Origin of the sequence: Lysobacter capsici (assembly GCF_018732085.1) — a bacterium.
Lineage (GTDB): Bacteria > Pseudomonadota > Gammaproteobacteria > Xanthomonadales > Xanthomonadaceae > Lysobacter > Lysobacter capsici_A.
The window spans coordinates 2,112,665-2,136,904 of record NZ_CP076103.1 but is presented as its reverse complement, the minus strand read 5'-3'; the positions used below and the strand labels follow the sequence as shown (position 1 = coordinate 2,136,904).

At 66.9% G+C, this 24,240-nt stretch carries 19 protein-coding genes, 1 tRNA gene and 1 pseudogene; 7 read left to right on the top strand and 14 right to left on the bottom strand.

The genetic code is table 11. The annotated features are described in order from the left end of the window. Positions 1-158: 158 nt before the first annotated feature. The 6 genes from KME82_RS08895 to murJ form a co-directional block, all read right to left on the bottom strand. Positions 159-234, bottom strand: a tRNA-Thr gene (locus tag KME82_RS08895). 82 nt (positions 235-316) lie between these two features. Further along, positions 317-1,267 carry a 4-hydroxy-3-methylbut-2-enyl diphosphate reductase gene (gene ispH, locus KME82_RS08890; RefSeq protein ID WP_215498184.1) on the bottom strand — a complete coding sequence of 317 codons (951 nt, stop codon included), beginning with the start codon at positions 1,265-1,267 and terminating at the stop codon, positions 317-319. Between the two features lie 102 nt (positions 1,268-1,369). Next, positions 1,370-1,897, bottom strand: a complete 528-nt coding sequence (lspA, locus tag KME82_RS08885; RefSeq protein WP_215498183.1) for a signal peptidase II — start codon at positions 1,895-1,897, stop codon at positions 1,370-1,372. Between the two features lie 90 nt (positions 1,898-1,987). Further along, on the bottom strand, positions 1,988-4,801 hold the full coding sequence (gene ileS, locus KME82_RS08880; RefSeq protein WP_215499021.1) for an isoleucine--tRNA ligase: 2,814 nt from the start codon (positions 4,799-4,801) through the stop codon (positions 1,988-1,990). Positions 4,802-4,887: 86 nt separating this feature from the next. Next, entirely contained in the window at positions 4,888-5,874 is a 987-nt protein-coding gene (locus tag KME82_RS08875) for a bifunctional riboflavin kinase/FAD synthetase (protein WP_215498182.1), read from the bottom strand. A 164-nt stretch (positions 5,875-6,038) separates the two neighbouring features. Next, positions 6,039-7,667, bottom strand: coding sequence for a murein biosynthesis integral membrane protein MurJ (gene murJ / locus KME82_RS08870; RefSeq protein WP_215498181.1), 1,629 nt, complete (start codon positions 7,665-7,667; stop codon positions 6,039-6,041). 137 nt (positions 7,668-7,804) lie between these two features. On the opposite strand from murJ, the gene rpsT reads away from it, so the two are divergent. Next, positions 7,805-8,074, top strand: coding sequence for a 30S ribosomal protein S20 (rpsT, locus tag KME82_RS08865; RefSeq protein WP_036113822.1), 270 nt, complete (start codon positions 7,805-7,807; stop codon positions 8,072-8,074). A gap of 304 nt (positions 8,075-8,378) precedes the next feature. On the opposite strand, the gene KME82_RS08860 is transcribed toward rpsT, so the two are convergent. From KME82_RS08860 to KME82_RS08840, 5 genes and pseudogenes are all read right to left on the bottom strand, one after another. Then, a complete protein-coding gene (locus KME82_RS08860; protein ID WP_215498180.1) occupies positions 8,379-8,594 on the bottom strand; it encodes a hypothetical protein in 216 nt (71 codons plus the stop codon). 539 nt (positions 8,595-9,133) lie between these two features. After that, positions 9,134-9,397 (bottom strand): annotated as a pseudogene (gene obgE, locus KME82_RS27075) (GTPase ObgE); the annotation flags it as partial. 188 nt (positions 9,398-9,585) lie between these two features. After that, positions 9,586-9,846: a 50S ribosomal protein L27 gene (rpmA, locus tag KME82_RS08850; RefSeq protein WP_036113826.1), complete on the bottom strand. Its 261-nt coding sequence runs from the start codon at positions 9,844-9,846 to the stop codon at positions 9,586-9,588. Positions 9,847-9,858: 12 nt separating this feature from the next. Next, positions 9,859-10,179, bottom strand: a complete 321-nt coding sequence (gene rplU / locus KME82_RS08845; protein ID WP_036113830.1) for a 50S ribosomal protein L21 — start codon at positions 10,177-10,179, stop codon at positions 9,859-9,861. A 366-nt stretch (positions 10,180-10,545) separates the two neighbouring features. After that, positions 10,546-10,740, bottom strand: a complete 195-nt coding sequence (locus tag KME82_RS08840) for a hypothetical protein (RefSeq protein WP_215498179.1) — start codon at positions 10,738-10,740, stop codon at positions 10,546-10,548. A 751-nt stretch (positions 10,741-11,491) separates the two neighbouring features. On the opposite strand from KME82_RS08840, the gene KME82_RS08835 reads away from it, so the two are divergent. Next, entirely contained in the window at positions 11,492-13,570 is a 2,079-nt protein-coding gene (locus KME82_RS08835; RefSeq protein WP_215498178.1) for a S8 family peptidase, read from the top strand. Positions 13,571-13,793: 223 nt separating this feature from the next. Here KME82_RS08835 and KME82_RS08830 read toward each other — a convergent pair whose 3' ends face one another. Beyond that, complete coding sequence (locus KME82_RS08830; RefSeq protein ID WP_215498177.1) at positions 13,794-14,246, bottom strand: hypothetical protein; 453 nt, start codon at positions 14,244-14,246, stop codon at positions 13,794-13,796. Here KME82_RS08830 and KME82_RS08825 point away from each other — a divergent pair. From KME82_RS08825 to KME82_RS26555, 3 genes are all read left to right on the top strand, one after another. Beyond that, on the top strand, positions 14,245-15,168 hold the full coding sequence (locus KME82_RS08825) for an OmpA family protein (protein ID WP_215498176.1): 924 nt from the start codon (positions 14,245-14,247) through the stop codon (positions 15,166-15,168). The genes KME82_RS08830 and KME82_RS08825 overlap by 2 nt on opposite strands. 516 nt (positions 15,169-15,684) lie before the next feature. Continuing rightward, positions 15,685-18,612: an excinuclease ABC subunit UvrA gene (uvrA, locus tag KME82_RS08820; protein ID WP_215498175.1), complete on the top strand. Its 2,928-nt coding sequence runs from the start codon at positions 15,685-15,687 to the stop codon at positions 18,610-18,612. Between the two features lie 359 nt (positions 18,613-18,971). Continuing rightward, positions 18,972-19,364, top strand: coding sequence for an acyl-CoA thioesterase (locus KME82_RS26555; RefSeq protein WP_252255781.1), 393 nt, complete (start codon positions 18,972-18,974; stop codon positions 19,362-19,364). Between the two features lie 270 nt (positions 19,365-19,634). On the opposite strand, the gene KME82_RS08810 is transcribed toward KME82_RS26555, so the two are convergent. Next, positions 19,635-20,135, bottom strand: a complete 501-nt coding sequence (locus tag KME82_RS08810; RefSeq protein ID WP_252255669.1) for a copper chaperone PCu(A)C — start codon at positions 20,133-20,135, stop codon at positions 19,635-19,637. A 37-nt stretch (positions 20,136-20,172) separates the two neighbouring features. Between KME82_RS08810 and KME82_RS08805 the strand changes: the two genes are divergently transcribed. Both KME82_RS08805 and KME82_RS08800 read left to right on the top strand, forming a co-directional pair. Continuing rightward, positions 20,173-21,726, top strand: coding sequence for a DUF4139 domain-containing protein (locus KME82_RS08805; protein ID WP_215498174.1), 1,554 nt, complete (start codon positions 20,173-20,175; stop codon positions 21,724-21,726). Beyond that, a complete protein-coding gene (locus tag KME82_RS08800) occupies positions 21,723-22,481 on the top strand; it encodes an enoyl-CoA hydratase/isomerase family protein (RefSeq protein ID WP_215498173.1) in 759 nt (252 codons plus the stop codon). The genes KME82_RS08805 and KME82_RS08800 overlap by 4 nt, the downstream gene beginning before the upstream one ends. A 158-nt stretch (positions 22,482-22,639) precedes the next feature. On the opposite strand, the gene KME82_RS08795 is transcribed toward KME82_RS08800, so the two are convergent. Further along, positions 22,640-23,935, bottom strand: coding sequence for a substrate-binding domain-containing protein (locus tag KME82_RS08795; RefSeq protein WP_215498172.1), 1,296 nt, complete (start codon positions 23,933-23,935; stop codon positions 22,640-22,642). Between the last annotated feature and the right edge of the window lie 305 nt (positions 23,936-24,240).

The window sequence follows — 24,240 nt, the reverse complement described above, 5'->3', positions numbered from 1 at the left end:
CGGAACGGCTGGAGGTCGATGCTGCGCTGAAAGGTACGCGGCGGTTGATCGGCAAACAAAAAAAAGGCCCAGCCGCGAGGCTGAGCCTTTTGTTTTTTCCGGGAAGCTTGCCGGCCGTTGGATCGGTGGCCGGGCGGTTGTTTCTTCTCGGAGTTACGTGGTGCCGGAAATAGGAATCGAACCTACGACCTACGCATTACGAATGCGCCGCTCTACCAACTGAGCTATTCCGGCGAGGACGGCAATTCTAGGCGGGACGGGGCCGGGCGGTCAATTCGATCCGGTCCGGTCCTCCATCAACTCAGCCGACCCGTTCTCAGCCGACCAGCTGCAGGCGCAGTTCCTTGGGCAGGGCGAAGACCATGTCCTCGCGCTCGCCGTCGAGTTCGCGCACGCCCTGGGCGCCCAGTTCGTGCAGGCGGTCGATCACCCCGCGCACCAGCACTTCCGGCGCGGAGGCGCCGGCGGTGACGCCGATGCGCTTGCGGCCGCGCACCCATTCGGGGTCGATTTCGACCGCGCCGTCGATCAGGTGGGCTTCCACGCCCTCGCGCTCGGACAGCTCGCGCAGGCGGTTGGAGTTGGAGCTGTTGACCGAGCCCACCACCAGCACCAGGTCGCACTGCGCGGCCAGTTCGCGCACGGCGTCCTGGCGGTTCTGGGTGGCGTAGCAGATGTCGTCGTGGCGCGGGCCCTGGATCGCCGGGAACTTGGCGCGCATGGCTTCGATCACGCTGCGGGTGTCGTCCACCGACAGGGTGGTCTGGGTGGTGTAGGCCAGGTTTTCGGGCTGGTCGACCTGCAGGGCGGCGACGTCGGCGGCGTCCTCGACCAGGTAGATGCGGCCGGTGCCGGCTTCGCGCCGCCACTGGCCCATGGTGCCTTCGACCTCGGGGTGGCCTTCGTGGCCGATCAGGATCACGTCGCGGCCGGCGCGGCAGTGGCGCGAGACTTCCAGATGCACCTTGGTGACCAGCGGACAGGTCGCGTCGAACACCTTGAGCGCGCGTCGTTCGGCTTCCTGGCGCACCGCCTTGGACACGCCGTGGGCGCTGAAGATCACGGTGGCGCCGTCGGGGACTTCGTCGAGTTCTTCGACGAAGATCGCGCCGCGGCGCTTGAGGTCGTCGACGACGAAGCGGTTATGCACGACTTCGTGGCGCACGTAGATCGGTGCGCCGAGGGTTTCGATCGCGCGCTTGACGATTTCGATCGCGCGATCGACGCCGGCGCAGAAGCCGCGGGGGTTGGCGAGCAGGACGTCCATGGGACGCGATTGTACTCCTGTGGCGGTGGCGGCTTGGTGTGACGCAGGGCGGCCCGGATCTGGCTGAATACCGCGCCCCGACCGGTGGAAACCGTGGTGGGCCTAGGCTTTGCCCTGCCCCGGCTTGGGCTCGGCCGGCTTGCCGCTGAACAGCCCGTACACCGCGATCCCGATCGCCCCGGCCACGATCGCCGAATCGGCGATGTTGAACGAGGGCCAGTGGTAGTCGCGCCAGTACCACTGGATGAAGTCGACCACGTGGCCGTGGACCATGCGGTCGATGACGTTGCCGATCGCCCCGCCGATCACCAGCGCGTACGGCAGCGCGGTCTTCCAGTCGCCGCGCTCGGTGCGCGCCAGCCAGGTGGCGAGCAGGCCGCTGATCCCGACCGCGAGGATCAGGAAGAAATACTTCTGCCAGCCGCCGGCGTCGCTGAGGAAGCTGAAGGCCGCACCAGTGTTGTAGCTGCGATACCAGTTCCACACGCCGTCGATCACCGGCACCGCGGTGTACTCGGGCAACGAGGCCAGCACCCAAGCCTTGCTGAGCTGATCGAGCGCGATCACCACGATCGAGACGATCAGCCAGGGCAATGCGTTGCGGCCGGGTTTGCTTGCGTTATCGGTCATCGTGGCTCGGATCAGTACTTGCGAAAGGGATGGCGCGAAGAAAACCGGATCGATGCGCGCGGCGCGATACCGCGCGCATCGATCGGAGCATCAGAACCAGCGACGGTCCTCGCCGTCGCCGGCGATGTTGTCGACGCAGCGGCCGCACAGGTCCGGATGCTCGGCGCTCACGCCGATGTCGGCGCGGTAATGCCAGCAGCGCACGCACTTGCGCTTGCCGGTCTTGACCGCGAGCACGGCGATGTCCTGGATCGCGTCGTCGGCGACGACTTCGACATCGCCGCTGATGAACAAGAAGCGCAGTTCATCGGCCAGCGGCGCCAGCCAGTTCTGATCGGCGACGCCGCAACGCAGCGAGATCTCGGCTTCGAGCGCGGCGCCGATCTGGCCGGCGGCGCGCATCGGTTCCAGGGTCTTGGCCACGTCGTCGCGCAGCGCCAGCAGGCGCTTGAAGTCTTCCGACGACAAGGCCGCGTCGGGCGGCAACAGGGCCAGGCCGTCGTACCAGGTCGCGAACAGCACGTTGTCCTCGCGCGGGCCGCTTTCGGTGGTGACGGGCAGATGCCGCCACATTTCGTCGGCGGTGTAGCTCAGGATCGGCGCGATCCAGCGCACGAACGCCTCGGCGATGCGGTACATCGCGCTCTGCGCCGAACGCCGGCCGCGCGAGTTCTCCTGCATCGTGTACAGGCGATCCTTGGTCACGTCGAGGTACAACGAGCCCAGGTCGACGCTGCAGAAGTTGGTCAGCAGCTGCACGATCTCGGCGAAATCGTAGCGCTCATACGCCGAGGCGATGCGGTCCTGCAACTCGGCGGCGCGATGCACGATGCAGCGATCGAGCGCGACCATGTCGTCCAGCGCGACCAGATCGCGCGCCGGATCGAACCCGCTCAGGTTGCCGAGCAGGAAGCGCGCGGTGTTGCGGATGCGGCGGTAGCCTTCGCCGTTTTGCTTGAGGATCTTGTCGGACACCGACATTTCGGCGCTGAAGTCGGTCGAGGCGACCCACAGGCGCAGCACGTCGGCGCCCATCGCGTCGATCACGGTCTGCGGCACGACCACGTTGCCGAGCGACTTGGATTGCTTCTTGCCGTTTTCATCGACGGTGAAGCCGTGGGTCAGCACCTGCCGGTACGGCGCCGCGCCGTCCATCGCCACGCCGCTGAGCAGCGCGCTGTGGAACCAGCCGCGATGCTGGTCGGAGCCTTCCAGGTAGAGGTCGGCCGGCTTGCGCAGGCCGTCCTGCGGGCGCTGCGCGAGCACGCATTCGTGGCTGACGCCCGAGTCGAACCAGACATCGAGAATGTCGGTGGCCTTCTCGTACTGCGCGGCTTCCTCGCCGAGCAGTTGTTCGGCGGTCATCGCGTACCAGGCATCGACGCCCTCGCGTTCGACCACGTCGGCGACCTGGCGCATGATCTCGACCGAGCGCGGATGCGGCTCGCCGGTTTCGCGGCTGAAGAACAGCGCGATCGGCACGCCCCAGTAGCGCTGGCGCGAGATCGTCCAGTCCGGGCGGCTCTCGATCATGTTGTAGATGCGCGCTTCGCCCCAGCCCGGGATCCAGGTGACGCCGCCGATCGCGGCCAGCGCGTCGCGGCGCAGGCCGGCCTTCTCCATCGAGATGAACCACTGCGGCGTGGCGCGGAACACCACCGGCGACTTGTGCCGCCAGCAATGCGGATAGCTGTGCTTGAGCCGGCCCGAGGCCAGCAGCACGTCGTGCGCCTTCAACACTTCGAGGATGATCGGATCGACCTTGAAGATATGCACGCCGGCCAGCGTGTGCTGATCGGCCGGCGGCGTCGACGGCAGGTACAGGCCGCGGCCGTCGACCGGGTTGATCTGCGCGGCGGTGTACTGATCGAGCAGGCCGTACTTCAGGCCGACCGCATAGTCTTCCTGGCCGTGGCCCGGCGCGTTGTGGACGATGCCGGTGCCGTCCTCGGCCGACACGTAGCTGTCGACCAGCACCGGCAGTTCGCGCTCGGCGTAGAACGGATGCTGCAGGCGCTGGCCTTCGAGTTCGACGCCGCGCGCGCGGCCATGCACCACCACCTCGTCGACGCCGTAGCGCTTGAGCGCTTTCTCGGCCAGCGATTCGGCGATCACCAGCAGGCGACGGCCGCCGTCGGCGCGCTTGGGGCCTTCGACCAGCACGTAATCGAGTTCGGGACCGACCGTCACCGACAGGCTGGCCGGCAGCGTCCACGGCGTGGTGGTCCAGATCGGCATCGCGACGATCGTGTCGTCGTCGATCGCCGCGCCGAACAGCGCCGCGAGCCCGCGCGCATGCTTGGCGACATAGCCTACGTCGATCTGGGTCGATTCCTTGTCCTGGTATTCGATCTCCGCCTCGGCCAGCGCCGAGCCGCAGTCGAAGCACCAGTGCACCGGCTTGGAGCCGCGCACCAGATGGCCGCGCTCGACGATCTTCGCCAGCGAACGGATGATGTCCGCCTCGTAGCGGAAATCCATGGTGAGGTAGGGATTTTCCCAATCGCCGATCACGCCCAGACGCTTGAAATCGCGGCGTTGCAGGTCGACCTGGCTGGCAGCGTATTCGCGGCACTTGGCGCGGAACTGGGCGGCGTCGAGCTTGTCGCCGACCTTGCCGTAGGCCTTCTCGACCTTGGTCTCGATCGGCAGGCCGTGACAATCCCAGCCCGGCACGTAGGGCGCGTCGAAGCCGGCCAGCAGCTTGGACTTGACCACGATGTCCTTGAGCACCTTGTTGAGCGCATGGCCGATGTGGATCTCGCCGTTCGCATACGGCGGGCCGTCGTGCAGGATGAAGCTGCGCTCGCGCTGCCCGACCTTCTCGCGAATTCGCTGATACAGGCCCTCGCTCTCCCAGCGCGCCAGGGTTTCCGGCTCGCGCTTGGGCAGATCGCCGCGCATCGGGAAATCGGTGGCCGGCAGCAGCAGGGTGGCCTTGTACGGATTGGCGGGTGCGGATTGGCTCGAATCGTTGGTCACAGCGGGTCTCAGGCAGTTTGGGTCGCGTCGGCGCCCAGGGCTGGCGACGCGGTCGGGCGTCGCGGATCGAGTTGCAGCAGTTCGCGCGCCTGTTCGGCGTCGCGGTGCATTTGCACGGTCAGTGAATCCAGATCGGGGAACTTGAGTTCGGCGCGCAGGTGGGCGACGAATTCGACCTCGATGCGACGACCGTACAGGTCGCCGTCGAAATCGAACAGGTGCGCTTCGAGCAGCGGTTCCACCCCGGCGACGGTTGGGCGCGTGCCCAGGCTCGACACCGAGGCGCGCGGCTGATCGCCGATGCCGTGGACCCAGGTCGCGTAGATCCCGGACAGGGCCGGGGTCTTGCCGCCGAAGCGCAGGTTGGCGGTCGGAAAGCCCAGGGTGCGGCCGAGTTGCTTGCCATGCACGACATGGCCGCCGATCGCGTAGCGCCGCCCAAGCAAACGCCCGGCGCTGGTGAAATCGCCAGCCAGCAGCGCTTCGCGGATGCGCGTGCTGGATACGCGCTGCCCGTCCAGATGCACCGGTTCGATTTCGTGCGCGCTGAAACCGGCCTGTTCGCCGAGCCGGCGCAGCAGCGCGATGTCGCCGCCGCGCGCCTTGCCGAAGCGGAATTCCGGGCCGACCCAGACTTCGCGCGCGGCCAGCCGGTCGACCAGCACGCGCTGCACGAACTCTTCCGCGCTCAGCCCGCTGAGCCGGCCGTTGAAACGCAGCAGCCCGACCTGGTCGGCCTCCAGCGCCAGCAGCCCTTCGGCCTTGGCCCGCGGCAACAGCAGCCGCGGCGGCGGCGCCTGCGGGGCGAAGAATTCGCGCGGCAAGGGCTCGAAACTCAGCGCCACCGCGGACAGATCCAGCGCGCGCGCACGCGCCACCGTATGGCGCACCAGCGCGCGATGCCCGAGATGCAGGCCATCGAAGGCGCCGATGCAGACCACACTGCCGTGCGGGCACCGCGGCCCGCCCTCGACGTCACGAAACAGCCTGCTCATTGGGTCGGTAATGGAAACCCGGACGGGCCGGGCCTGCTGAAAGGATGAATAAGGAAGTATAGCCGCCGCACGCGAGTCTCAACGGCATCCAACCCCGCCGGTTCGATGCCGTTGCGATGGCGATGGCGACCGCCGGGCCTCGCGTTTACCGCGAAGCCTCGCCGTCAATGCCCGCGCAGATCGCGCGGACGGATGCCCTGCAGCCACAGCGCCGCACCGTAGACCGCGCCGCCGGCGCCGACCACCACCGCCAGCTTGAGCAGGCGCTCCCACCACGGCCAGCCGGTCCAGCCCTGCCATAGCCACAGCAGGCTCAGCACCACCGCCGCCATCGCCACGCTGGCGACCGCGATCTGGCGCAGGAACCGACCCCAGCCCGGCTGGCGCCGGTAGACCTTGGCCCGGCGCAGATACCAGGCCAGTTGCAGGGCATTGGTCCAGCCGGCGATCGCGATCGCCAGCGCCAGGCAGGCGTGCGCACCGGGCACTTCGCCGAGCGCCTCGCGCAGGTCGCCGGTGCGGGCCAGCGCGGCCTGGCCGACGTCGGTGAGGTATACCGCCGCCAGCAGCAAGGTCAGCGTCGCGACCAGATTGACCACCACCGACACCACCGCCGACTTGACCGGGGTCTTGGTGTCCTGGCGCGAATAGAACGCCGGCGCCAGCACTTTCACCAGCAGGAAGGCCGGCACCGCGGTCGACTGCGCCATCAGGCTCAGGCGGATCATCGCGGTGTCGTTGGGCGTGAGCTTGCCGTACTGGAACAAGGCCGCGATCAGCGCCTCGGCGCACAGCACCAACCCCAGGCAGGCCGGAATACCGATCAGCAGGCACAGGCGGAAGCCCCAATCCAGGCCCTTGGAATAGCCGTCGACATCGGTCGCGGCATGGCGCTTGGACAGATGCGGCAGGATCACCGTGCCGATCGCCACCCCAAACATGCCCAGCGGGAATTCGAGCAGGCGGTCGGTCAGGTACAGCCAGCTCACGCTGCCGACGATCAGGAACGAGGCCAGCGCGGTGTTGAGCAGCAGATTGACCTGGGCCACCGAGGAGCCGAACAAGGTCGGCACCATCAGCCGCAGAATCTTGCGCACGCCCGGATGCGCCCCGCCCCAGCGCGGCCGCGGCAACAGGCCGAGCTTCTTCAACGCAGGCAACTGGAACGCCAGTTGCAGGATGCCGGCGAAGAACACGCCCCAGGCCAGGGCCAGCACCGGGTTCAACCCCAGCGGCTTCATCAGCGAGCTGCCGCACACCGCCGCGGCGATCATCGAAATATTCAGCAGCACCGGCGACAAGGCCGGGATCGCGAATTTCTCGTAGCTGTTGAGCACGCCGCCGGCCAGCGAGGCCAGGGAGATGAACAAGGCATACGGGAAGGTGATCTGCAGCATCTCCACCGCCAGCGCGAACTGCTCGCCGTTGGGGTCGAACCCCGGCGCGAACAGGCGCATGACCGGCTCGGCGGCCAGGATCACCGCGGTGGTCAGCACCAGCAGCGCGGCGGTCAGGGTGCCGGTGACCCGGTCGATCAGGTCCTTGACCGCGGCGTGGTCGTGACGCTCCTTGTACTCGGCCAGCACCGGCACGAAGGCCATCGAGAACGAGCCCTCGGCCGACAACCGGCGCATGAAGTTCGGGATCCTGAACGCGACGAAGAACGCGTCCATCCACGGACTGGCGCCGAAATGCCAAGCATAGACCTGGTCGCGCAGCAGCCCGGTGACCCGCGAGATGAAGGTCATGGAGCTGAAAATCACCGATGAACGCAGCAAACCGCCCTTGCTCATCGGCGCGTCTCCGGCCAGTTGACGCAACCCACTGAATCGGCCATACTTTTCGGTCTGATTTTCCGTAATTTCGTTTCTAGCAGCATCTCTTCGTCCAGTTCCATTAACGCTTTCAACCAAAATTCCAGGAATCCACCGTGGCAAACATCAAGTCCGCCAAGAAGCGCGCCAAGCAGACTGTCGTGCGTAACGCCCGCAACGCCAGCCAGCGTTCGATGCTGCGTACCGCCGTCAAGAAGGTGCTGAAGGCCCTCGGCGAGAACGACGCCGCGAGTGCCAAGTCCGCGTTCGACGTCGCTCAGCCGATCCTCGACCGTTTCAGCTCCCGTGGCCTGATCCACAAGAACAAGGCCGCCCGTCACAAGAGCCGCCTGTCGGCCCGCATCAAGGCCCTGGCCGCGGCCTGAGTCTTGCGACGACCTACCGTCGCGCACGATCGAAAGATCGCTCGCGACGGCATGCAAAAGCCCGGCTTCGGCCGGGCTTTTGTTTGGGCGCAAGGAAATGTCGCCCAAGGCATGGCCGCGAAGGACATCGGCGGACGCATGGTCGCTGGCGCATACGCAGGGCATGCCGCGCATCATCGAGGCGACCGGTGAAGTCAGCTTGAAGTCGGCGCGCGAATAGGCGCGAGAGTTGGCGCGCACACGCCGGCCGCGCCGCATCGCGCGGCGCCCGGGGATTGCATTCGAATACCGGTGAGCCCGCGGCTCAGGGCACATGGTCGCCGGCGGCATGCGCGGCTTCCAGCGCCTCGGCGCGCTGACGATCGAAGAAGGCCATCACGTCCCATGCGATCGGAAGGTGCCAGTCGCGGCTGAGGTAAGCGATCCTTGCTTCGTCGATTCGCTGCTGCTTTTGCGGCTGGCCTGAGATCGCCAGCAGCACGGCCTCGAATTCCGGCGCACCACCCCAGCGCGGCGGCATGGCGAGGATCAGTGCCCTCGATCGGGCAGGATGTGAGGAGCTGCTTTTCCGCTGACCACGCGGTTTCCAGCGAGAAGTTGCGACGCTTCGGCGTGGCTGCGAGTTGCCGCGCAGAAGGCGCGTCCGCGGCGTTTGCTTGAGCTGAGCGATGTTCGGATGGTGGAGATAGCGCGACCAGCAGGCGGTCGCCGTGCGCGAAGGCTGTGACGTCGGTTTTACGTGGTCGGTTGAGGTACGATGAGGATGTTTTGAGCGGGATTGGCGGGCGCGGATTCTGCGTGGCGGGTGGTATGACGTTTTCGTTGGCGACCAGCACACACTGCCGCGCCCTTGCGCCGCCGCCGCGCGGAATGACCGCCGCGCGACCGAGCAGTCGCCGTTGCGTCGGCCACATTGCCGGCGATCACTTTGATTTCTGCTTCGTCTACGAGTTTCGACGATGGGATTCGGGGGTGGGATTGGCAAAAGCTGAAACGCCGGTTGCCGCCGTGGCGAAAGGGTCGCCGTGGCGACCATCCCGAATTCGTCGGTTTTCTTGGCACCATCCCCGGCCCACTGCCGCCCGCCGCCGCCGTGGCGGTGCCGCTCGGCCCGCGCTGACGGGCGCGGAACTGCTTCTGGTGGCGGAAGTCGACCAGGGTATTGACGTTTTCGTTGGCGACCAGCCACACACTGCCGCCCGCGCCGCCATCGCCGCCGTCCGGCCCGCCGAGCGGAATGAACTTCTCGCGACGGAAGCCGATGCAGCCGTTGCCGCCATTGCCGGCGATCACTTTGATTTCTGCTTCGTCTACGAGTTTCATAAGAGCCGGGATTTGGGATTCGGGATTTGGGATTGGCAAAAGCTGAAAAACGGGGCCACCGAGGATTGTAGCGGGAGTGGCGAATCGGGTTTTCGCTGTTGCGAATCCCGAATCACCAATCCCGAATCCCGGCCCCCAAACGAAAAGCCCCGCCGAAGCGGGGCTCCTCGTACAGCGTGGCGGCGCGATTACTCGGCGACGACGACGCTGACGGTGCGACGCTTCTTCAGGCCCTTGGTCGAGAACTCGACCTTGCCGTCGACCAGCGCGAACAGGGTGTGGTCGCGGCCGAGGCCGACGCCGGCGCCCGGATGGAACTGGGTGCCGCGCTGACGCACGATGATGTTGCCGGCTTCGATCGACTGGCCGCCGTAGATCTTCACGCCCAGGTACTTCGGGTTGGAGTCGCGGCCGTTGCGGGTGGAACCTACGCCCTTTTTATGTGCCATGGCTGCTGCTCCTTACTTGTTGTCACCACCGGCGATGCCGGTGATTTCGATTTCGGTGTAGTGCTGACGGTGACCCATCTGCTTGCGGTGGTGCTTGCGGCGGCGGAACTTGACGATGCGCACCTTGTCGGCGCGGCCGTGGCCGACGACCTTGGCGGTGACGCTGGCGCCCTTGAGCGCGTCGCCGAGCTTCACACCTTCGCCGTCGCCGAGCATCAGGACGGTGTCAAACTTGATTTCGCTGCCGGCTTCGACATCGAGCAGCTCGACGCGAAGCGTCTCGCCTTGCATCACGCGGTATTGCTTACCGCCGGTGACCAGTACTGCGTACATGACCAGATTCCTCTGTAGTTATTTTTGGTCCTGCCGCACCCGAACCGGGCGGACAGAAGCGGAATTTTAGGGGATTCAGCGGGTTACGGCAACTATGCCCCCTGGCCGGACCGGCTTGGGGGCCGCGGCGATGGTGAAGCGTCCCGGTCGAATCCGCAGCCACCGGGTCATTTTTCCATAAAAATTAATAATTTAGGCGAATCTTGCCCCGCCGCGCCGTCCCGTATCCCCCCTGTAGGAGCGGCGCGAGCCGCGACCGCGACCTCGCGGGGGCGACGTTGGCGTGAGGTCGCGGTCGCGGCTCGCGCCGCTCCTACAGGGGCCAGCCCGGGGCCCACGCCGGACGGCGTCGCACCGCGCCATCGTTCAATCGCTTTCCGACGCCGCCTCGCCCTCGCCGCCCTCATCGGATCGGCGAGAAAATTTCAAACGAGCGATCGCTGCGCGACGCGACTCGAATACGCCGCGAATCAAAACGATTTGCGCGAACGGAAATATCGCCGCGCATTTGCGCAACCAGGTCGCGAACACGCGGCGCGACCCGATGTTGCGAACCTGCAACAGCGAAAATCGCCGAAAACGATCGAGCCTGCATCGGCGCGAAGTCGCACCGCGTCGCATGCACGGCGAAGAATCGTGCGGCAGTTCATGCAAATCGCGCGCGACGCAGCGAAATATAGATCGACCCAGTTCACAGTTCCGAAAGAAACTTGGTTCGAAGCGAAAATAGTCGCGGTGTCTTCGACGATCGCGCCGGAGCCTGAAAATCCCTGCATTCGCGGGCGCTGACGCCAACCTCCCTACCCTCGCCGCCGAGCTGCATCGCGCGTGTTTGTGCGCTCAGTCGCATTCATGTCGATATCACAGCTTTGATGACACTTGCATGCGATGGGTGCGCTCATTTAGCTTCGGTTATGAGCGACTTGCAGGGGGTCGCGCGACAAGGAACGGCGACATCGAGGCGCAACGCGTGCGACGCAGGCGCGCAACGATGAAGCGGTCGCGTTGTATCCGGGGGCTCCGTGCATGTGGTTCGCAGTCGTCAGTTCACACCGTTTTTCCGCGCAGAGGGTTCGCCTTCGCGCATCAGCCGCATTCCTCTCCTCGTCCGTGCAGCGCTTCGCGCACGGAGACGGCGGTGTGCGCCTGTCACAGCACCCTGCAGTCCGGCCGCGTCGCGATTCGCGCGCGGCGGACTGCGCAAGCAAGTCCCGCGACGGTACGACGGCACAGCCGTGGCGGACCTAAGGCCCGACGCTAAACAGGGGATGCGAAGGGGATCATGCGCAACGAAGGATCAAGGATGTTTGTCATGACTCGCAAAGCACGTTCATTGAAATGGACCGCACTGGCCCTCGCGACGGCCGTAGTCGTCGCGCCGGTGGCCTATTCGGGCAGCAAATTGCAGACGTTCTCGAAGCTGCACACCGCCAGCGTCGCGACCTCGCCCAAAGCGGTGAAAGCGGCCGCGGCCGAGAAGAGCAACCGCTTCATCATCACCCGCGCGCCGGGCGCCGCGGCCAAGCTGGCTCCGGCCGCGCTCAACCAGCAGTACGCGAAGGCCGCGACCACGCTCGGCGTCGGCATCCTGCCGCTGCGCACGCTGTCGACCGGCTCGAGCGTGATCAAGACCGATACCGCGCTCGACAAGGCCGCCCAGAAAGAGCTGGCGATCGAGCTGATGAAGCTCGACCCCAGCATCATCGAAGTCAGCGTCGACCGTTTCTACAAGCCGATGATGGTCCCCAACGACCCCGGCTACGCCCAGCAGTGGCACTACAAGAACGGCCCGGGCGGCCTCAACGCCGAACCGGCCTGGGACCTCGCCACCGGCGACGGCATCGTGGTCGCCGTGCTCGACACCGGCATCACCCCGCACAGCGATCTCGACGCCAACATCGTGGCCGGCTACGACTTCATCGTCGATCCGGAAGTCAGCGTCGACGGCGACGGCCGCGATGCGGATCCGAACGATCCGGGCGACTGGCACGACGGCGAGTGCAACATCTTCGGCATTCCCGAGGACAGCAGCTGGCACGGCACGCACGTGGCCGGCACCATCGCCGCGATCGCCAACAACGCCAAGGGCGTGGCCGGCGTCGCGTTCGGCGCCAAGGTCCAGCCGGTGCGCGTGCTCGGCAAGTGCGGCGGCTACGAGTCCGACGTCATCGACGCGGTGACCTGGGCGTCGGGCGGCACCGTCACCGGCGTGCCGGCCAACGCGACCCCGGCCGAGGTCATCAACCTCAGCCTCGGCGGCAGCGGCGCGTGCAGCGCGGCCGAACAGCTCGCCTTCACCGCCGCGCGCGGCCGCGGCACCACCGTGGTGGTCGCCGCCGGCAACGCCGGCGCTGATGTCTCCGGTTACTCGCCGGCCAGCTGTAACGACGTGATCGCGGTCTCCGCGGTGGGCCCGACCGGCGCCCTGGCCGATTACTCCAACTTCGGCGAAAAGGTCGACGTGGCCGCGCCCGGCGGTTCGGGCGCGAATCCGGCGGCCGACAACATCCTGTCGACCCTCAACCTGGGCCTGCAGGGCCAGGAAGGCGAAGGCTACGCGTGGATGGCCGGCACCTCGATGGCGTCGCCGCACGTGGCCGGCGTGGTCGCGCTGATGCAGTCGGCCGCGCCGACCCCGCTGACTCCGGCCCAGATCGAGAAGATCCTGGTCAATACCGCGCACGTCGGCGGCCAGCCGGGCGGTTGCAGCTTCAGCAACTGGTGCGGCTCGGGCATCGTCGACGCGCGTTACGCCGTCGCCGTGGCCAAGGGCACCGAAGCGCTGCCGCCGGACCCGCAGGCGCCGGAACCCGAGCCGGCGATCGAGCTGGAGAACGGCGTTACCGTCACCAACATCGAAGTCGCCGCCAACGGCGTGATCAAGTACCAGTTGCTGGTTCCGAACGGTGCGTCCAACCTGCTGCTCGCGCTGTACGGCGGCACCGGCGACTCGGACATCTACGTCAAGTACGGTTCCGAGCCGACTAGCACGTCCTACGACTGCCGTCCGTTCACCTCGTCCAACAACGAGACCTGCTTCTTCCCGACCCCGCAGGGCGGCGTGTGGTACGTCCAGGTCAAGGGCTATCGCGCGTCCGCCGGCATGTCGCTGTACCCGAGCTTCGTCGACGCCAACTATCCGCGTCGCCTCGAAGCCAAGGCCAGCGCGCTGCCGAATCACCGCACCTCGGTGAACCTGTCGTGGGAGAAGGGCAAGAAGAACATCGACGTTTACCGCAACGGCGCGATCCTCAAGACCGTGCGCAACACCGGCGCCAACACCGATACGTTCCGCATCATCGGCAGCGGCACCATGACCTACAAGCTGTGCAACAACGGTACGCAGGAATGTGCTGATCCGGTTTCGATCACCTACAGCTCCAGCCGCTGATCGCAGCGTTCGCGTGAACACGAGGGGCCCGGTTGCCGGGCCCTTCGTTTTTGTGGGGCTCGACGATGCGACTTACGACTACGACTGCGACTGCGACTGCGACTGCGACTGCGACTGCGACTTATGATTTTCGCTTCGCGCTTTTTTCTCGTCATTCCCGCGAAGGCGGGAATCCAGTGACGTTAGCGCAAGGTTCAATCGCGACTCCTGTCTGACGAAGTCGTTACAGCAACATGTTGAGTTTTTCAGCTTTCTTGCAGCGACGCTCAAAGTCACTGAATTCCCGCGTTCGCGGGAATGACGTTCTGGAGGAATAACGCTGAAGGCTCTGGATTCCCGCCTTCGCGGGAATGACATCCTGGAGGAATGACGCTAAAGGCTCTGGATGTTCGGCTACGCCGAAGTACAGCAGAGCCCGCCTTCGCGGGAATGACGTCCTAGCGAGATCACGATCTGCGATCTGTTCGGCGCATGTCCAAGACATGAGCGATCGATCGGCAATCATCGCCATCACCGCAATCGCAGCAACCGGGAACTCCACCGCACAACCGCACTCCATTAACCGCCGACGCATCGCCATGCCCCGCAATACATCGCCCGGCCCCGACACGCTTTGCCCAATCTTGACCCGCGCCGCACCCTCACGATCCCGATTCCCACCCAGCGGAGAATCCATGCGCACCATCCCGCCCGCCTCGCGCGCCAACCCGCCCGCCCTCGCCTTCGGCCGCCATCGCGCCGGCCTGCTGTCGCTCGCCCTCGCCGTGGCGCTGGGCGGCGGCCTGAGCGCCTGCAACCGCGACGCCGCCTCCCCCGATGCCGCGTCCACCACGCCCGCCGCCGCCGCGCCCGCGCCGGTCGTGCGTTTCGACGCCAAGCTCAGCCTGGTCAACAACAACGGCGCGATCCGCTACGACGGCACCCTCGACACCGAGGCCAACCGCAAGGCGCTGAGCATCGCCCTGGCCCAGGCCTACAGCGGCCAGATCAGCGGCAATCTCAACGTCGACAAGGCCGCCAAGCCGGCGCCGTGGCTGGACAAGCTGCCGCAGTTCGCCGCGGCGCTGAGCATGTCCGGCGCGGCGGTGAGTTTCGAAGGCGAGAAGATCGAACTCAGCGGCCAGGCCTCCGACGCCGACCGCGCGGTCCTGCTGGAAAAGGCCAAGACCCTGTTCCCGGGTTACCAATACGGCGGCCTGTTCGAAGGCGTCGGCGGCGCGGCGGCCTCGTCCGACGCTGCCGCGCAGGCGCTGGCGGCGCTGCAACCGGGCAAGGCCGGTCCCGCCGAGATCGTCAAGGCGCTCAATCAGATCAATCTGCGCTTCGACGACGGCGGCGCCCGCATCGCCCCGGCCAGCCTGGACATCCTCAGCCGCGCGGCCAAGGCGATCCAGGCCGGGCCGGCCGACGCGCGCTACGAGATCGTCGGTCCCGGCGGCGGCGCGGGCCAGCCCAGCGACAACGAAACCCTGTCGCGCCAGCGCGCCGAGGCGGTCAAGGTCCAGCTGATCGTCGCCGGGGTCAATCCAGGCGCGCTCGACACCAAGGCCGCGACCGGTGCGGCGACCACGCCGCTGCAGTTCAACGCGGTCAAGTGACCTCCCGGGCGCGGCGACGCGCCCGGACCTGAACGACATCGGCCTCTTGCTGAAGCGGCTGTTCTCGTGGGAGCGGCCGCTCTCGTGGGAGGGGCTTCAGCCCCGACGCTTTTCGATCCGGCGCGGTGATCTGAACGAAAAGCGTCGAGGCTGAAGCCCCTTCCACAAGATATAGCCCTTCCCACCGTTGCATCGGCCGCCATCGCGGCGCCCGGCGCCTGTCCCGCGCGACCGTCGCCGAAACCGGCCCGACCGCTACTCCACCCGACGCGGCACCGCCCCGTCGCTTCGCGCACTCGGCTTTGCCGAAGCGGGCCACCGCATCGGGCCCCGCTTCGGCCGCGCTCCCCGCGACCGCCTGAACCCCAAGCCCCACGGGCCTGGGATGACATCCCTCATGCCCGCCCCGGGCGCTTTCGTTTCCGGGATTTGCCCCCACCTTCCCCACTCGATACGCTCCCCTGTTCGCCGTCGCGTTTCGCGAAGGCGGCTCTACCTCCCCCTTGCAGGCACCCGATGGCGCTGGACTACATCCGCATCCGCGGCGCGCGGACGCACAACCTCAAGAACATCGATCTCGATCTGCCGCGCGACAAGCTGATCGTGATCACCGGCCTGTCCGGGTCGGGCAAATCCTCGCTCGCCTTCGACACCATCTACGCCGAAGGCCAGCGCCGCTACGTCGAATCGCTCTCGGCCTACGCCCGCCAGTTCCTGTCGGTGATGGAGAAGCCCGAGGTCGATCACATCGAAGGCCTGTCGCCGGCGATTTCGATCGAGCAGAAATCCACCTCGCACAACCCGCGTTCGACCGTGGGCACCATCACCGAGGTCTACGACTACCTGCGCCTGCTGTACGCGCGGGTGGGTTCGCCGCGGTGTCCGGACCATCACTACCCGCTGGAAGCGCAGACCGTCAGCCAGATGGTCGACCAGGTGATGACCCTCGACCCCGAGCAGCGCTACATGCTGCTCGCGCCGGTGATCCGCGAACGCAAGGGCGAGCACGCGCAAGTGTTCGAGCAACTGCGCGCGCAGGGCTTCGTGCGCGTGCGCGTGGACGGCGAGCTGTACGAGATCGACGCGGTGCCGCCGCTGGCGCTGCGGGTCAAGCACACCATCGAGGCGGTCGTCGACCGCTTCCGCCCGCGCGAAGACATCAAGCAGCGCATGGCCGAATCGTTCGAGACCGCGCTCAAGCTCGGCGACGGCATGGCCCAGGTGCAGTCGCTCGACAACGCCGAAACCGCGCCGCTGCTGTTCTCGTCCAAGTACAGCTGCCCGGTCTGCGACTACTCGCTGCCCGAACTCGAACCGCGCCTGTTCTCGTTCAACTCGCCGGTCGGCGCGTGCCCGACCTGCGACGGCCTGGGCGTGGCCGAGTTCTTCGATCCCGCGCGCGTGGTCGTGCATCCGGAGCTGTCGCTGTCGGCCGGCGCGGTGCGCGGCTGGGATCGGCGCAACGCGTATTACTTCCAGTTGATCCAGTCGCTGGCCAAGCACTACAAGTTCAACGTCGACACGCCGTGGCAGGCGCTGACCGCGGCGCAGCAGAAGGCCGTGCTGTACGGCAGCGGCGACGAACAGATCAGTTTCAACTACATCACCGAAAGCGGCGGCCGCAGCCAGCGCAAGCATCGTTTCGAAGGCATCGTGCCGAACCTGGAACGGCGTTACCGCGAGACCGAATCGGCCGCGGTGCGCGAAGAACTGGCCAAGTTCATCAGCCAGCGTCCCTGCCCCGACTGCGGCGGCGCGCGTTTGAACCGCGCCGCGCGCAACGTGTTCGTGGCCGAGCGTCCGCTGCCGGAACTGGTGGTGCTGCCGGTCGACGAAGCGCTGAACTTCTTCAAGACCCTGGAAATGCCGGGCTGGCGCGGCGAGATCGCGGTCAAGATCGTCAAGGAGATCGTCGATCGCCTGCGCTTCCTGGTCGACGTCGGCCTGGATTACCTCACCCTGGAACGCAAGGCCGACTCGCTGTCGGGCGGCGAAGCGCAGCGCATCCGCCTGGCCAGCCAGATCGGTGCCGGCCTGGTCGGGGTGATGTACGTGCTCGATGAGCCGTCGATCGGCCTGCACCAGCGCGACAACGAACGCCTGCTCGGCACGCTCACGCGTCTGCGCGATCTGGGCAACACGGTGATCGTGGTCGAACACGACGAAGACGCGATGCGCCTGGCCGACTACATCGTCGACATCGGCCCCGGCGCCGGCGTGCATGGCGGCGAAATCGTCGCCCAGGGCCAGTTCGCCGACATCCTGAAAGCGCCGCGTTCGCTGACCGGCCAGTACCTCAGCGGCAAGCGCAAGATCGAGATCCCGAAGACCCGGCACAAGCCGAACCCGAAGACCACCCTGCATCTGCGCGGCGCGACCGGCAACAACCTCAAGGATGTCGATCTCGCCATTCCCGCCGGGCTGCTGACCTGCGTCACCGGCGTGTCGGGTTCGGGCAAGTCGACCCTGATCAACGACACCTTGTACGTGATCGCGGCCAACGAATTGAACGGCGCCTCGCAGACGCCGGCGCCGTACAAGTCGGTGGAGAACATCGAACTGTTCGACAAGGTCGTCGACATCGACCAGTCGCCGATCGGCCGCACTCCGCGTTCGAATCCGGCCACCTACACCGGCCTGTTCACGCCGCTGCGCGAGTTGTTCGCGCAGGTGCCCGAAGCGCGCGCGCGCGGCTACTCGCCGGGCCGCTTCAGCTTCAACGTGCGCGGCGGGCGTTGCGAAGCCTGCCAGGGCGACGGCCTGATCAAGGTCGAGATGCACTTCCTGCCGGACGTGTACGTGCCCTGCGACGTCTGCCACGGCAAGCGCTACAACCGCGAGACGCTGGAGGTGTTGTACAAGGGTTACAACATCAACGACGTGCTCGAGATGACGGTCGAGGCGGCGTTGAACCTGTTCGAAGTGGTGCCGACCATCGCGCGCAAACTCGAAACCCTGATGGACGTGGGCCTGAGCTACATCAAGCTGGGCCAGAGCGCGACCACCTTGTCGGGCGGCGAAGCGCAGCGCGTCAAACTGTCGAAGGAGCTCTCGCGCCGCGACACCGGGCGCACCTTGTACATCCTCGACGAGCCGACCACCGGCCTGCACTTCCACGACATCGAACATTTGCTCGCCGTGCTGCACCGCCTGCGCGACGACGGCAACACCGTGGTGGTGATCGAACACAACCTCGACGTGATCAAGACCGCCGACTGGGTCATCGACCTGGGTCCGGAGGGCGGCCATCGCGGCGGCACCATCCTCGCCACCGGCACGCCGGAAGAGATCGCCGCACTGCCGCATTCGCACACCGGCCACTTCCTTGCCCCGCTGCTCGGCACGCCGAAGAAAGCCAAGGCGCCCGCCGAGCCGGCGAAGAAGAAACCCGCCGCCAAGACCGCCGCGCCAGCCGCGCGTGCAAAGAAGAAATCCGCCGCATGACCGATCGCAACAAGAAGAAAACGCCGGCAGTGGAAGCCACTGCCGGCGAGGCCATGCCGGCGCCGCGCAAGCAACGCAATTCGCGTTCGCGCAAGTCCGCCGGCGCCGCGACTGGCGCCGATGATGCGTCGGCCACGCATGCCGATTCGAAGCATGCCGACGCAAAGCCTGCCGATTCGAAGCGAACTGGTTCGAAAGGCCGTGGTTCCAAGCCATCGGCTGCGCAGCATGCGGCCGCAAAACTCGACGCAGTAAAGCAACCAGCCATCGCGACACAGGACCATGGCCCGGCCGGCAGCGGCAACGCCGCTGCGCCGCAAGCGCCGGCGGCCACGCCCGAACCGGCGCCGAACCCCGCCTTGATCCGGGTGCCGCTGTCGGTGCGCTGGCGCGATCTGGACGCGTTCAACCACGTCAACAATTCCAAGTTCCTCAGCTATCTGGAGGAAGCGCGCCTGCGCTGGATGGTGACCCTGCCCGGCCACGGCATGGACGATCACGTCGCTCCGGTCGTCGCGGCCGCGCATCTGAACTACCGCCGCCCGATCGAATGGCCGAACGAACTCGACGTCGAACTGTTCGTCGAACGCCTCGGCACCACCAGCCTGAGCATCGGCCACCGCATCGTCGACGCGAACGATTCCAGCGCGCTGTACTGCGACGGCAACGTGGTGCTGGTGTGGATTCATCGCGAAACCGGCCAGCCCGCGGCGCTGCCCGAACCGGTCCGCGCGGCCTGCTCGGCCGGCTGAGCCTCACACGGACGGCGTACATCGCCGTCCGCAAATAACCGATCGCAACGCGCGGGCATCACACGCGGTTTAACTACGTGCGCCCCTGTAGGAGCGGCGCGAGCCGCGACCGCGCAACCACGCTCACACCGCAAGCGACATTCGCGCGCGGGGCATCGCAACCTGCGTCATAGGCGATGTTTCGCGGTCGCGGCTCGCGCCGCTCCTACAGGGGCGAGCGCGAGATTCGACGCGGCTTGCTTCAAGATTGCTTTGGGCGAAACGCCGGAATCAAGGCGCAGCCTTGCGCACCTCGAACTCGCCCAGCAGCGAACCGCCGCCCTTGAGTTCGAATTCGATCGCCACCCGGCTGCCCTCCTTGAGCGGCGCATGCTGCTGCATCAGCATCAGATGCATGCCGCCGGGCTTCAACACCGCCGCGCCGTCGGGCGCGATGCGCAGCTCCGGCAACGCGCGCATCTTGCTGACGCCGTCGACGATGCGGGTCTCGTGCAGCGACACATCGGCGAACGCCGCGCTCTTCGCCGCGACGATCACCACCGGCGCCGCGCAGCGGTTCTCGATCCGGCCGAAGCCAGCCATCATCGGCATCTGCATCGGCGGCAATCGCACCCACGCGTCGCGGATCTTGACCTGGCCCTTGGCGATGCACGCACTCGCCGCGGTCGCGGCCGGCGGCGCGGGCACATCCTTCGCCGATGCGTGAAATGCGCACGCCGCGCCCAGCGCGGCGGCGAGCGTCAACCCCATTCGGATGGCAGATACGTTCATCGCCTTATCATACCCCCGAGCCTCCATGGAGTTGACGATGAAACAGTCACTGAGCCTGCTCGCCCTGGCCTGCGCATTGGCCGCCTGCTCCGCCGCGCCGTCAGGCACCGACAACGCCAAATCCGCCGCTGCCGACACGCCGTCCGACAAGACCGGCACCGCCGCCGGCGCCAGCACCAAACTCACCGTCTACAGCGGCGGCTACGAAGCGCTGGCCGGCACCCAGGGCGCCAGCGTCGGCATGCCCGGTTATGCGCTGGTCGAACGGCCGCTGCGCTTCAAGCTCAACAGCGGCCGCAACGACGTGTCGGAACAATCGCTGCCGCCGGCGATGGACGTGGAAGCCGCGCTGCTGCAACCGCAAGACGGCAGCGTGAGCGTGGTCGGCCAGCGTTACATCTCCGCGGTCGCGGGCGCGCAGAACGTCATCGTGGTCGCGATCGGCCGCAAGGTCTCGGTCGAACACACCGCCGGCGGCGCCAAGCAGACCGACAGCGGCGTGCTGATCTCGGCCAACAACGGCCTCACCCTCGCCCTCGACGACGGCCGGATCAAGGTGATCCGCAGCTACGACAGCTTCAGCCTGATCGACAACGACAACCTGCTGCCGCGCCAGTCCTCGCTGCAATGGACGGTCAACGCCGACAAGAGCGGCGACGCCGAATTCGTGCTGTCGTACCCGATGGGCGGCATGGCCTGGCGCGCGGAATACCTCGCCACGCTGGCGCCGGGCGGCGGCTGCAAGCTCGCGCTCGACGGCGCGGCATTGGTCGCCAATCGCTCCGGCGGCGCGTTCAACGATGCGCGCCTGAGCCTGGTCGCGGGCGAGCCCAATCGCAGCCGAGACACGGTGGCCGGCAATTTCGGCTACATGGCAGCGGACATGTCGGCCGAAAAGGTGCAGATGGCCGCCGCACCGCCGATGCCGGTCGAGCGCGCCGCCGGCGAGTACCACGCCTACGATCTGCCGCAAGCGGTGACCCTGGCCAACGGCAGCACCGAGCGCATCGCGCTGTTCCCGCGCAACGGCGCGGTCGCCTGCGAACGCATCTATTCCTTCGAAAGCGCCGACAACGACTGGCAGCCGCCGACGCCGCTGATCGAGCGCGATTACCACGGCCAGGTCGGCGACCTGCCGGTGATGTCCAAGGTCGAGTTCAGCAACGACAAGGCTTCCGGCCTGGGCCTGCCGCTGCCGGCCGGGCGCGTGCGGGTATTCGACGGCAGCGATTTCCTCGGCGAATCCGCGCTCGGCCACACCCCGGCCAATGCGCAGATCAAGCTCGAACTGGGCAAAGTGTTCGACCTGAGCGGCAAGCGCGAGGCGACCGCATTCAAGCTGGACCGTACCGGACGCACCATCACCGAATCGTTCGCGATCACCCTCAAGAACGCGAAGAAGAACCCGGCCACGGTTCGGGTCACCGAGCCCTTGCCGCGCTGGGCCGATTGGGAGATCGTGTCGTCCAGCCAGCCGTCGAAGAAGAAGGACGCGCGCCATGCCGAGTTCGACGTGGCGGTGCCGGCCGACGGCGAAACCAAGCTGACCTACACCGTGCGTTATCGCTGGCCCCAGGACGTCAAACCATGAATTGCGTAGAAACCATCCACCACGGCGACATCGTCGAAATCAAGCTGGCGCGCGCGCCGGTCAACGCGCTCGATCCCAAGCTGTGCAACGCCGCGCGCGAGGCGCTGGAAAGCGCGATCCACCATGGCGCGCATGGCATCGTGCTCAGCGGCGGCCCCAAGATCTTCTCGGCCGGCCTCGATGTGCCCTACCTGCTCTCGCTCGGCGAGCAGCGCGATCACTTGCTGCTGGCGTGGCAGTCGTTCTTCGGCCTGGCGCGCGCGTTGGCGTCCTCGCCGGTGCCGGTGGTCGCGGCGATCGGCGGACACTCGCCCGCCGGCGGTTGCGTGCTGGCGCTGTGCTGCGATTACCGGGTCATGGCCTCGGGCAACTACCGCATCGGCCTCAACGAAACCCAGGTCGGCCTGGTCGCGCCCGAAGGCATCCAGCGCCTGATGCGACGCGTGATCGGCCATTACCGCGCCGAGCGGTTGCTGATCGCCGGCGAACTGGTCGATGCCGACACCGCGCTGCGCATCGGCCTGGTCGACGAGTTGGCCGAGATCGACGCGGTCAGCGAACACGCACGCGAATGGCTGGCGCAGCTGCTGACCCTGCCGCGCAGCGCGATGCTGCAGACACGTTTGCTGGCGCGCGCCGATCTGGTCGAAGCGCTGCGTCCGGAACACATCGAACTCGATCGTTTCGTCGACGCGTGGTATTCGCCCGATACGCAGGGCGCGTTGAAGGCGTTGGTGGCGAAGCTCGGAAAGTAAGCGACCGGCGCCGACGTTTGGATTCTAGACTTGCGTCGTCGTTGTAGATTCGCGGTCGCGGCTTGCGCCGCTCCTACAGGGACCTCATGTAGGAGCGGCGCGAGCCGCGACCGCGTAGTTTCAGGCACCGCGAACCCGACACGTCGGCCCGCCCCGCATCACAACAACCACACCTCGACCCGCTCATTGCGATAACGCGCCCCCGCGTTGCGACTCGCGGTCACCGGCAGCGCCGTGCCCATGCCGCGCGCCTGCTGCACTTTCAGCCCGCGCGACATCAGTTCCTGCGCGACCAGGTCGGCGCGGTCGTTGCTCATCATCATCGCGGCCATGCTCGAACCCGCGCTGGCGTCGGCGAAACCGATCACCAGCAAACGCCGGCCGCGATTCGGCGGCAACTGCATGAACGCACGCAGGCGATCGAGATCGCGCACCGCGCGGCTGTCGTAGACGCTCGCGGCGACGCCGGCTTCGCCGGCGCCGTTGAAGTTGAAACGCAGGCTCAGCGGCAGGCGCACCGCGCCTTCGACCAGTTGCCGGTACTCGATCGGCCCGGCCGTCGTCGCACGCGCGCGGCCCGGCACCAAGGTCACCGCGACGTGACCGCTGCGCGCGACCGCGCGCTGGCCGGCGCGCGTCATCGCATACAGCGCGAAGCTGCGGCTCAACGCGCCCATCATCTGCCCGCCGTACAGATACAGGCGCCGGCTCAACGGATAGTCCTCGCCGAGCACCTCGGTGCGGGTCGGCACGATCGCGCGGCCGCCGTCGGCGATCGCCAGCGGGCGGGTGCCGTCGCCGTAATGTTCGCCGATCGGAATCAGCCCGATCGCGAGCGGATCGGCCGCGACCGCGGCGACGAGTTCGCGCGCGCTGGCGTGCAACTGCGCTTCGGCGAACGCGGCGCCGCGCATCACCCGCTCATTCATCAGGTCGCGCACCGCGCCGGCGTTCGGGTCCAGATGCACGCGCACTTCGCCGGCCGCGCCGCCGAGTTCGCTCCAGTCGCGCGACTGCCCGGAAAACAGCTTGCGCAGTTGTTCCAGATCCAGGCGCAGCACCGGGTTGCGGCGATTGACCACCACCGCGACCCCGTCGAGCGCGACCACGAACTCCTGATCCTGCGAACCCAGGTCGCCGAGTTGCCAGCCGGCATCGAGTTCGGCCGCGTTCGGCCGCCGCGTCATCATCGCGATCTGCGCTTCGCCGTCGACCAGATCGGTGAACCCGCGCGCCGAATCGCTGGCGTCGATCTCCACCACCAACGGCAGGCCGTCGCGACTGGCGTGGATTTCGGTCAGCCCCGCGCGCGGACGCGAGGTGCGGATGCCGGTGTAGCCGATATCGCGCAGCCAGGCCTCGGCCACGCCGGGCACCAGCGCGTGAGCGAGCGTGTTGGAACCGTGGATGCGCACGCGCTCGGCGTCCTGGGCCATCGCGGGCGCGGCGAACATGGACGACAGCGAGGCAAGCAACAACACAAATGGCAAAACCACGGCACGCAACATGGTGCGCACTCCCCCTGTGCGAATTTCGCGCAAGGATGGGTGCGGCCTGTGACGCCGCCATTACGCGATGCGCGTCACTTCAGTAACGATACGGAATTGGCACATTGCGCAAATTGCGCAAATTGCATGAGCGCTGGCCAGCGCGGATTTCGCGGTGCGCGAGCGACATCCTGCATGGATCTGCTTTGGTAACGAGCCGATACCGACGCAGCACCTACACACATGCGTATCGAAACGGTCTGCTGGCAACT

Coding starts and splice junctions, on each gene's coding strand:
- ispH (WP_215498184.1), bottom strand. CDS start 1,267: ATGGACGTCCTGCTCGCCAACCCCCGCGGCTTCTGCGCCGGCGTCGAT.
- lspA (WP_215498183.1), bottom strand. CDS start 1,897: ATGACCGATAACGCAAGCAAACCCGGCCGCAACGCATTGCCCTGGCTG.
- ileS (WP_215499021.1), bottom strand. CDS start 4,801: ATGCGCGGCGATCTGCCCAAGCGCGAGCCGGAAACCCTGGCGCGCTGG.
- KME82_RS08875 (WP_215498182.1), bottom strand. CDS start 5,874: ATGAGCAGGCTGTTTCGTGACGTCGAGGGCGGGCCGCGGTGCCCGCAC.
- murJ (WP_215498181.1), bottom strand. CDS start 7,667: ATGAGCAAGGGCGGTTTGCTGCGTTCATCGGTGATTTTCAGCTCCATG.
- KME82_RS08860 (WP_215498180.1), bottom strand. CDS start 8,594: ATGCCGCCGCGCTGGGGTGGTGCGCCGGAATTCGAGGCCGTGCTGCTG.
- rpmA (WP_036113826.1), bottom strand. CDS start 9,846: ATGGCACATAAAAAGGGCGTAGGTTCCACCCGCAACGGCCGCGACTCC.
- rplU (WP_036113830.1), bottom strand. CDS start 10,179: ATGTACGCAGTACTGGTCACCGGCGGTAAGCAATACCGCGTGATGCAA.
- KME82_RS08835 (WP_215498178.1), top strand. CDS start 11,492: ATGACTCGCAAAGCACGTTCATTGAAATGGACCGCACTGGCCCTCGCG.
- KME82_RS08825 (WP_215498176.1), top strand. CDS start 14,245: ATGCGCACCATCCCGCCCGCCTCGCGCGCCAACCCGCCCGCCCTCGCC.
- KME82_RS08830 (WP_215498177.1), bottom strand. CDS start 14,246: ATGGATTCTCCGCTGGGTGGGAATCGGGATCGTGAGGGTGCGGCGCGG.
- uvrA (WP_215498175.1), top strand. CDS start 15,685: ATGGCGCTGGACTACATCCGCATCCGCGGCGCGCGGACGCACAACCTC.
- KME82_RS08810 (WP_252255669.1), bottom strand. CDS start 20,135: ATGAACGTATCTGCCATCCGAATGGGGTTGACGCTCGCCGCCGCGCTG.
- KME82_RS08805 (WP_215498174.1), top strand. CDS start 20,173: ATGAAACAGTCACTGAGCCTGCTCGCCCTGGCCTGCGCATTGGCCGCC.
- KME82_RS08800 (WP_215498173.1), top strand. CDS start 21,723: ATGAATTGCGTAGAAACCATCCACCACGGCGACATCGTCGAAATCAAG.
- KME82_RS08795 (WP_215498172.1), bottom strand. CDS start 23,935: ATGTTCGCCGCGCCCGCGATGGCCCAGGACGCCGAGCGCGTGCGCATC.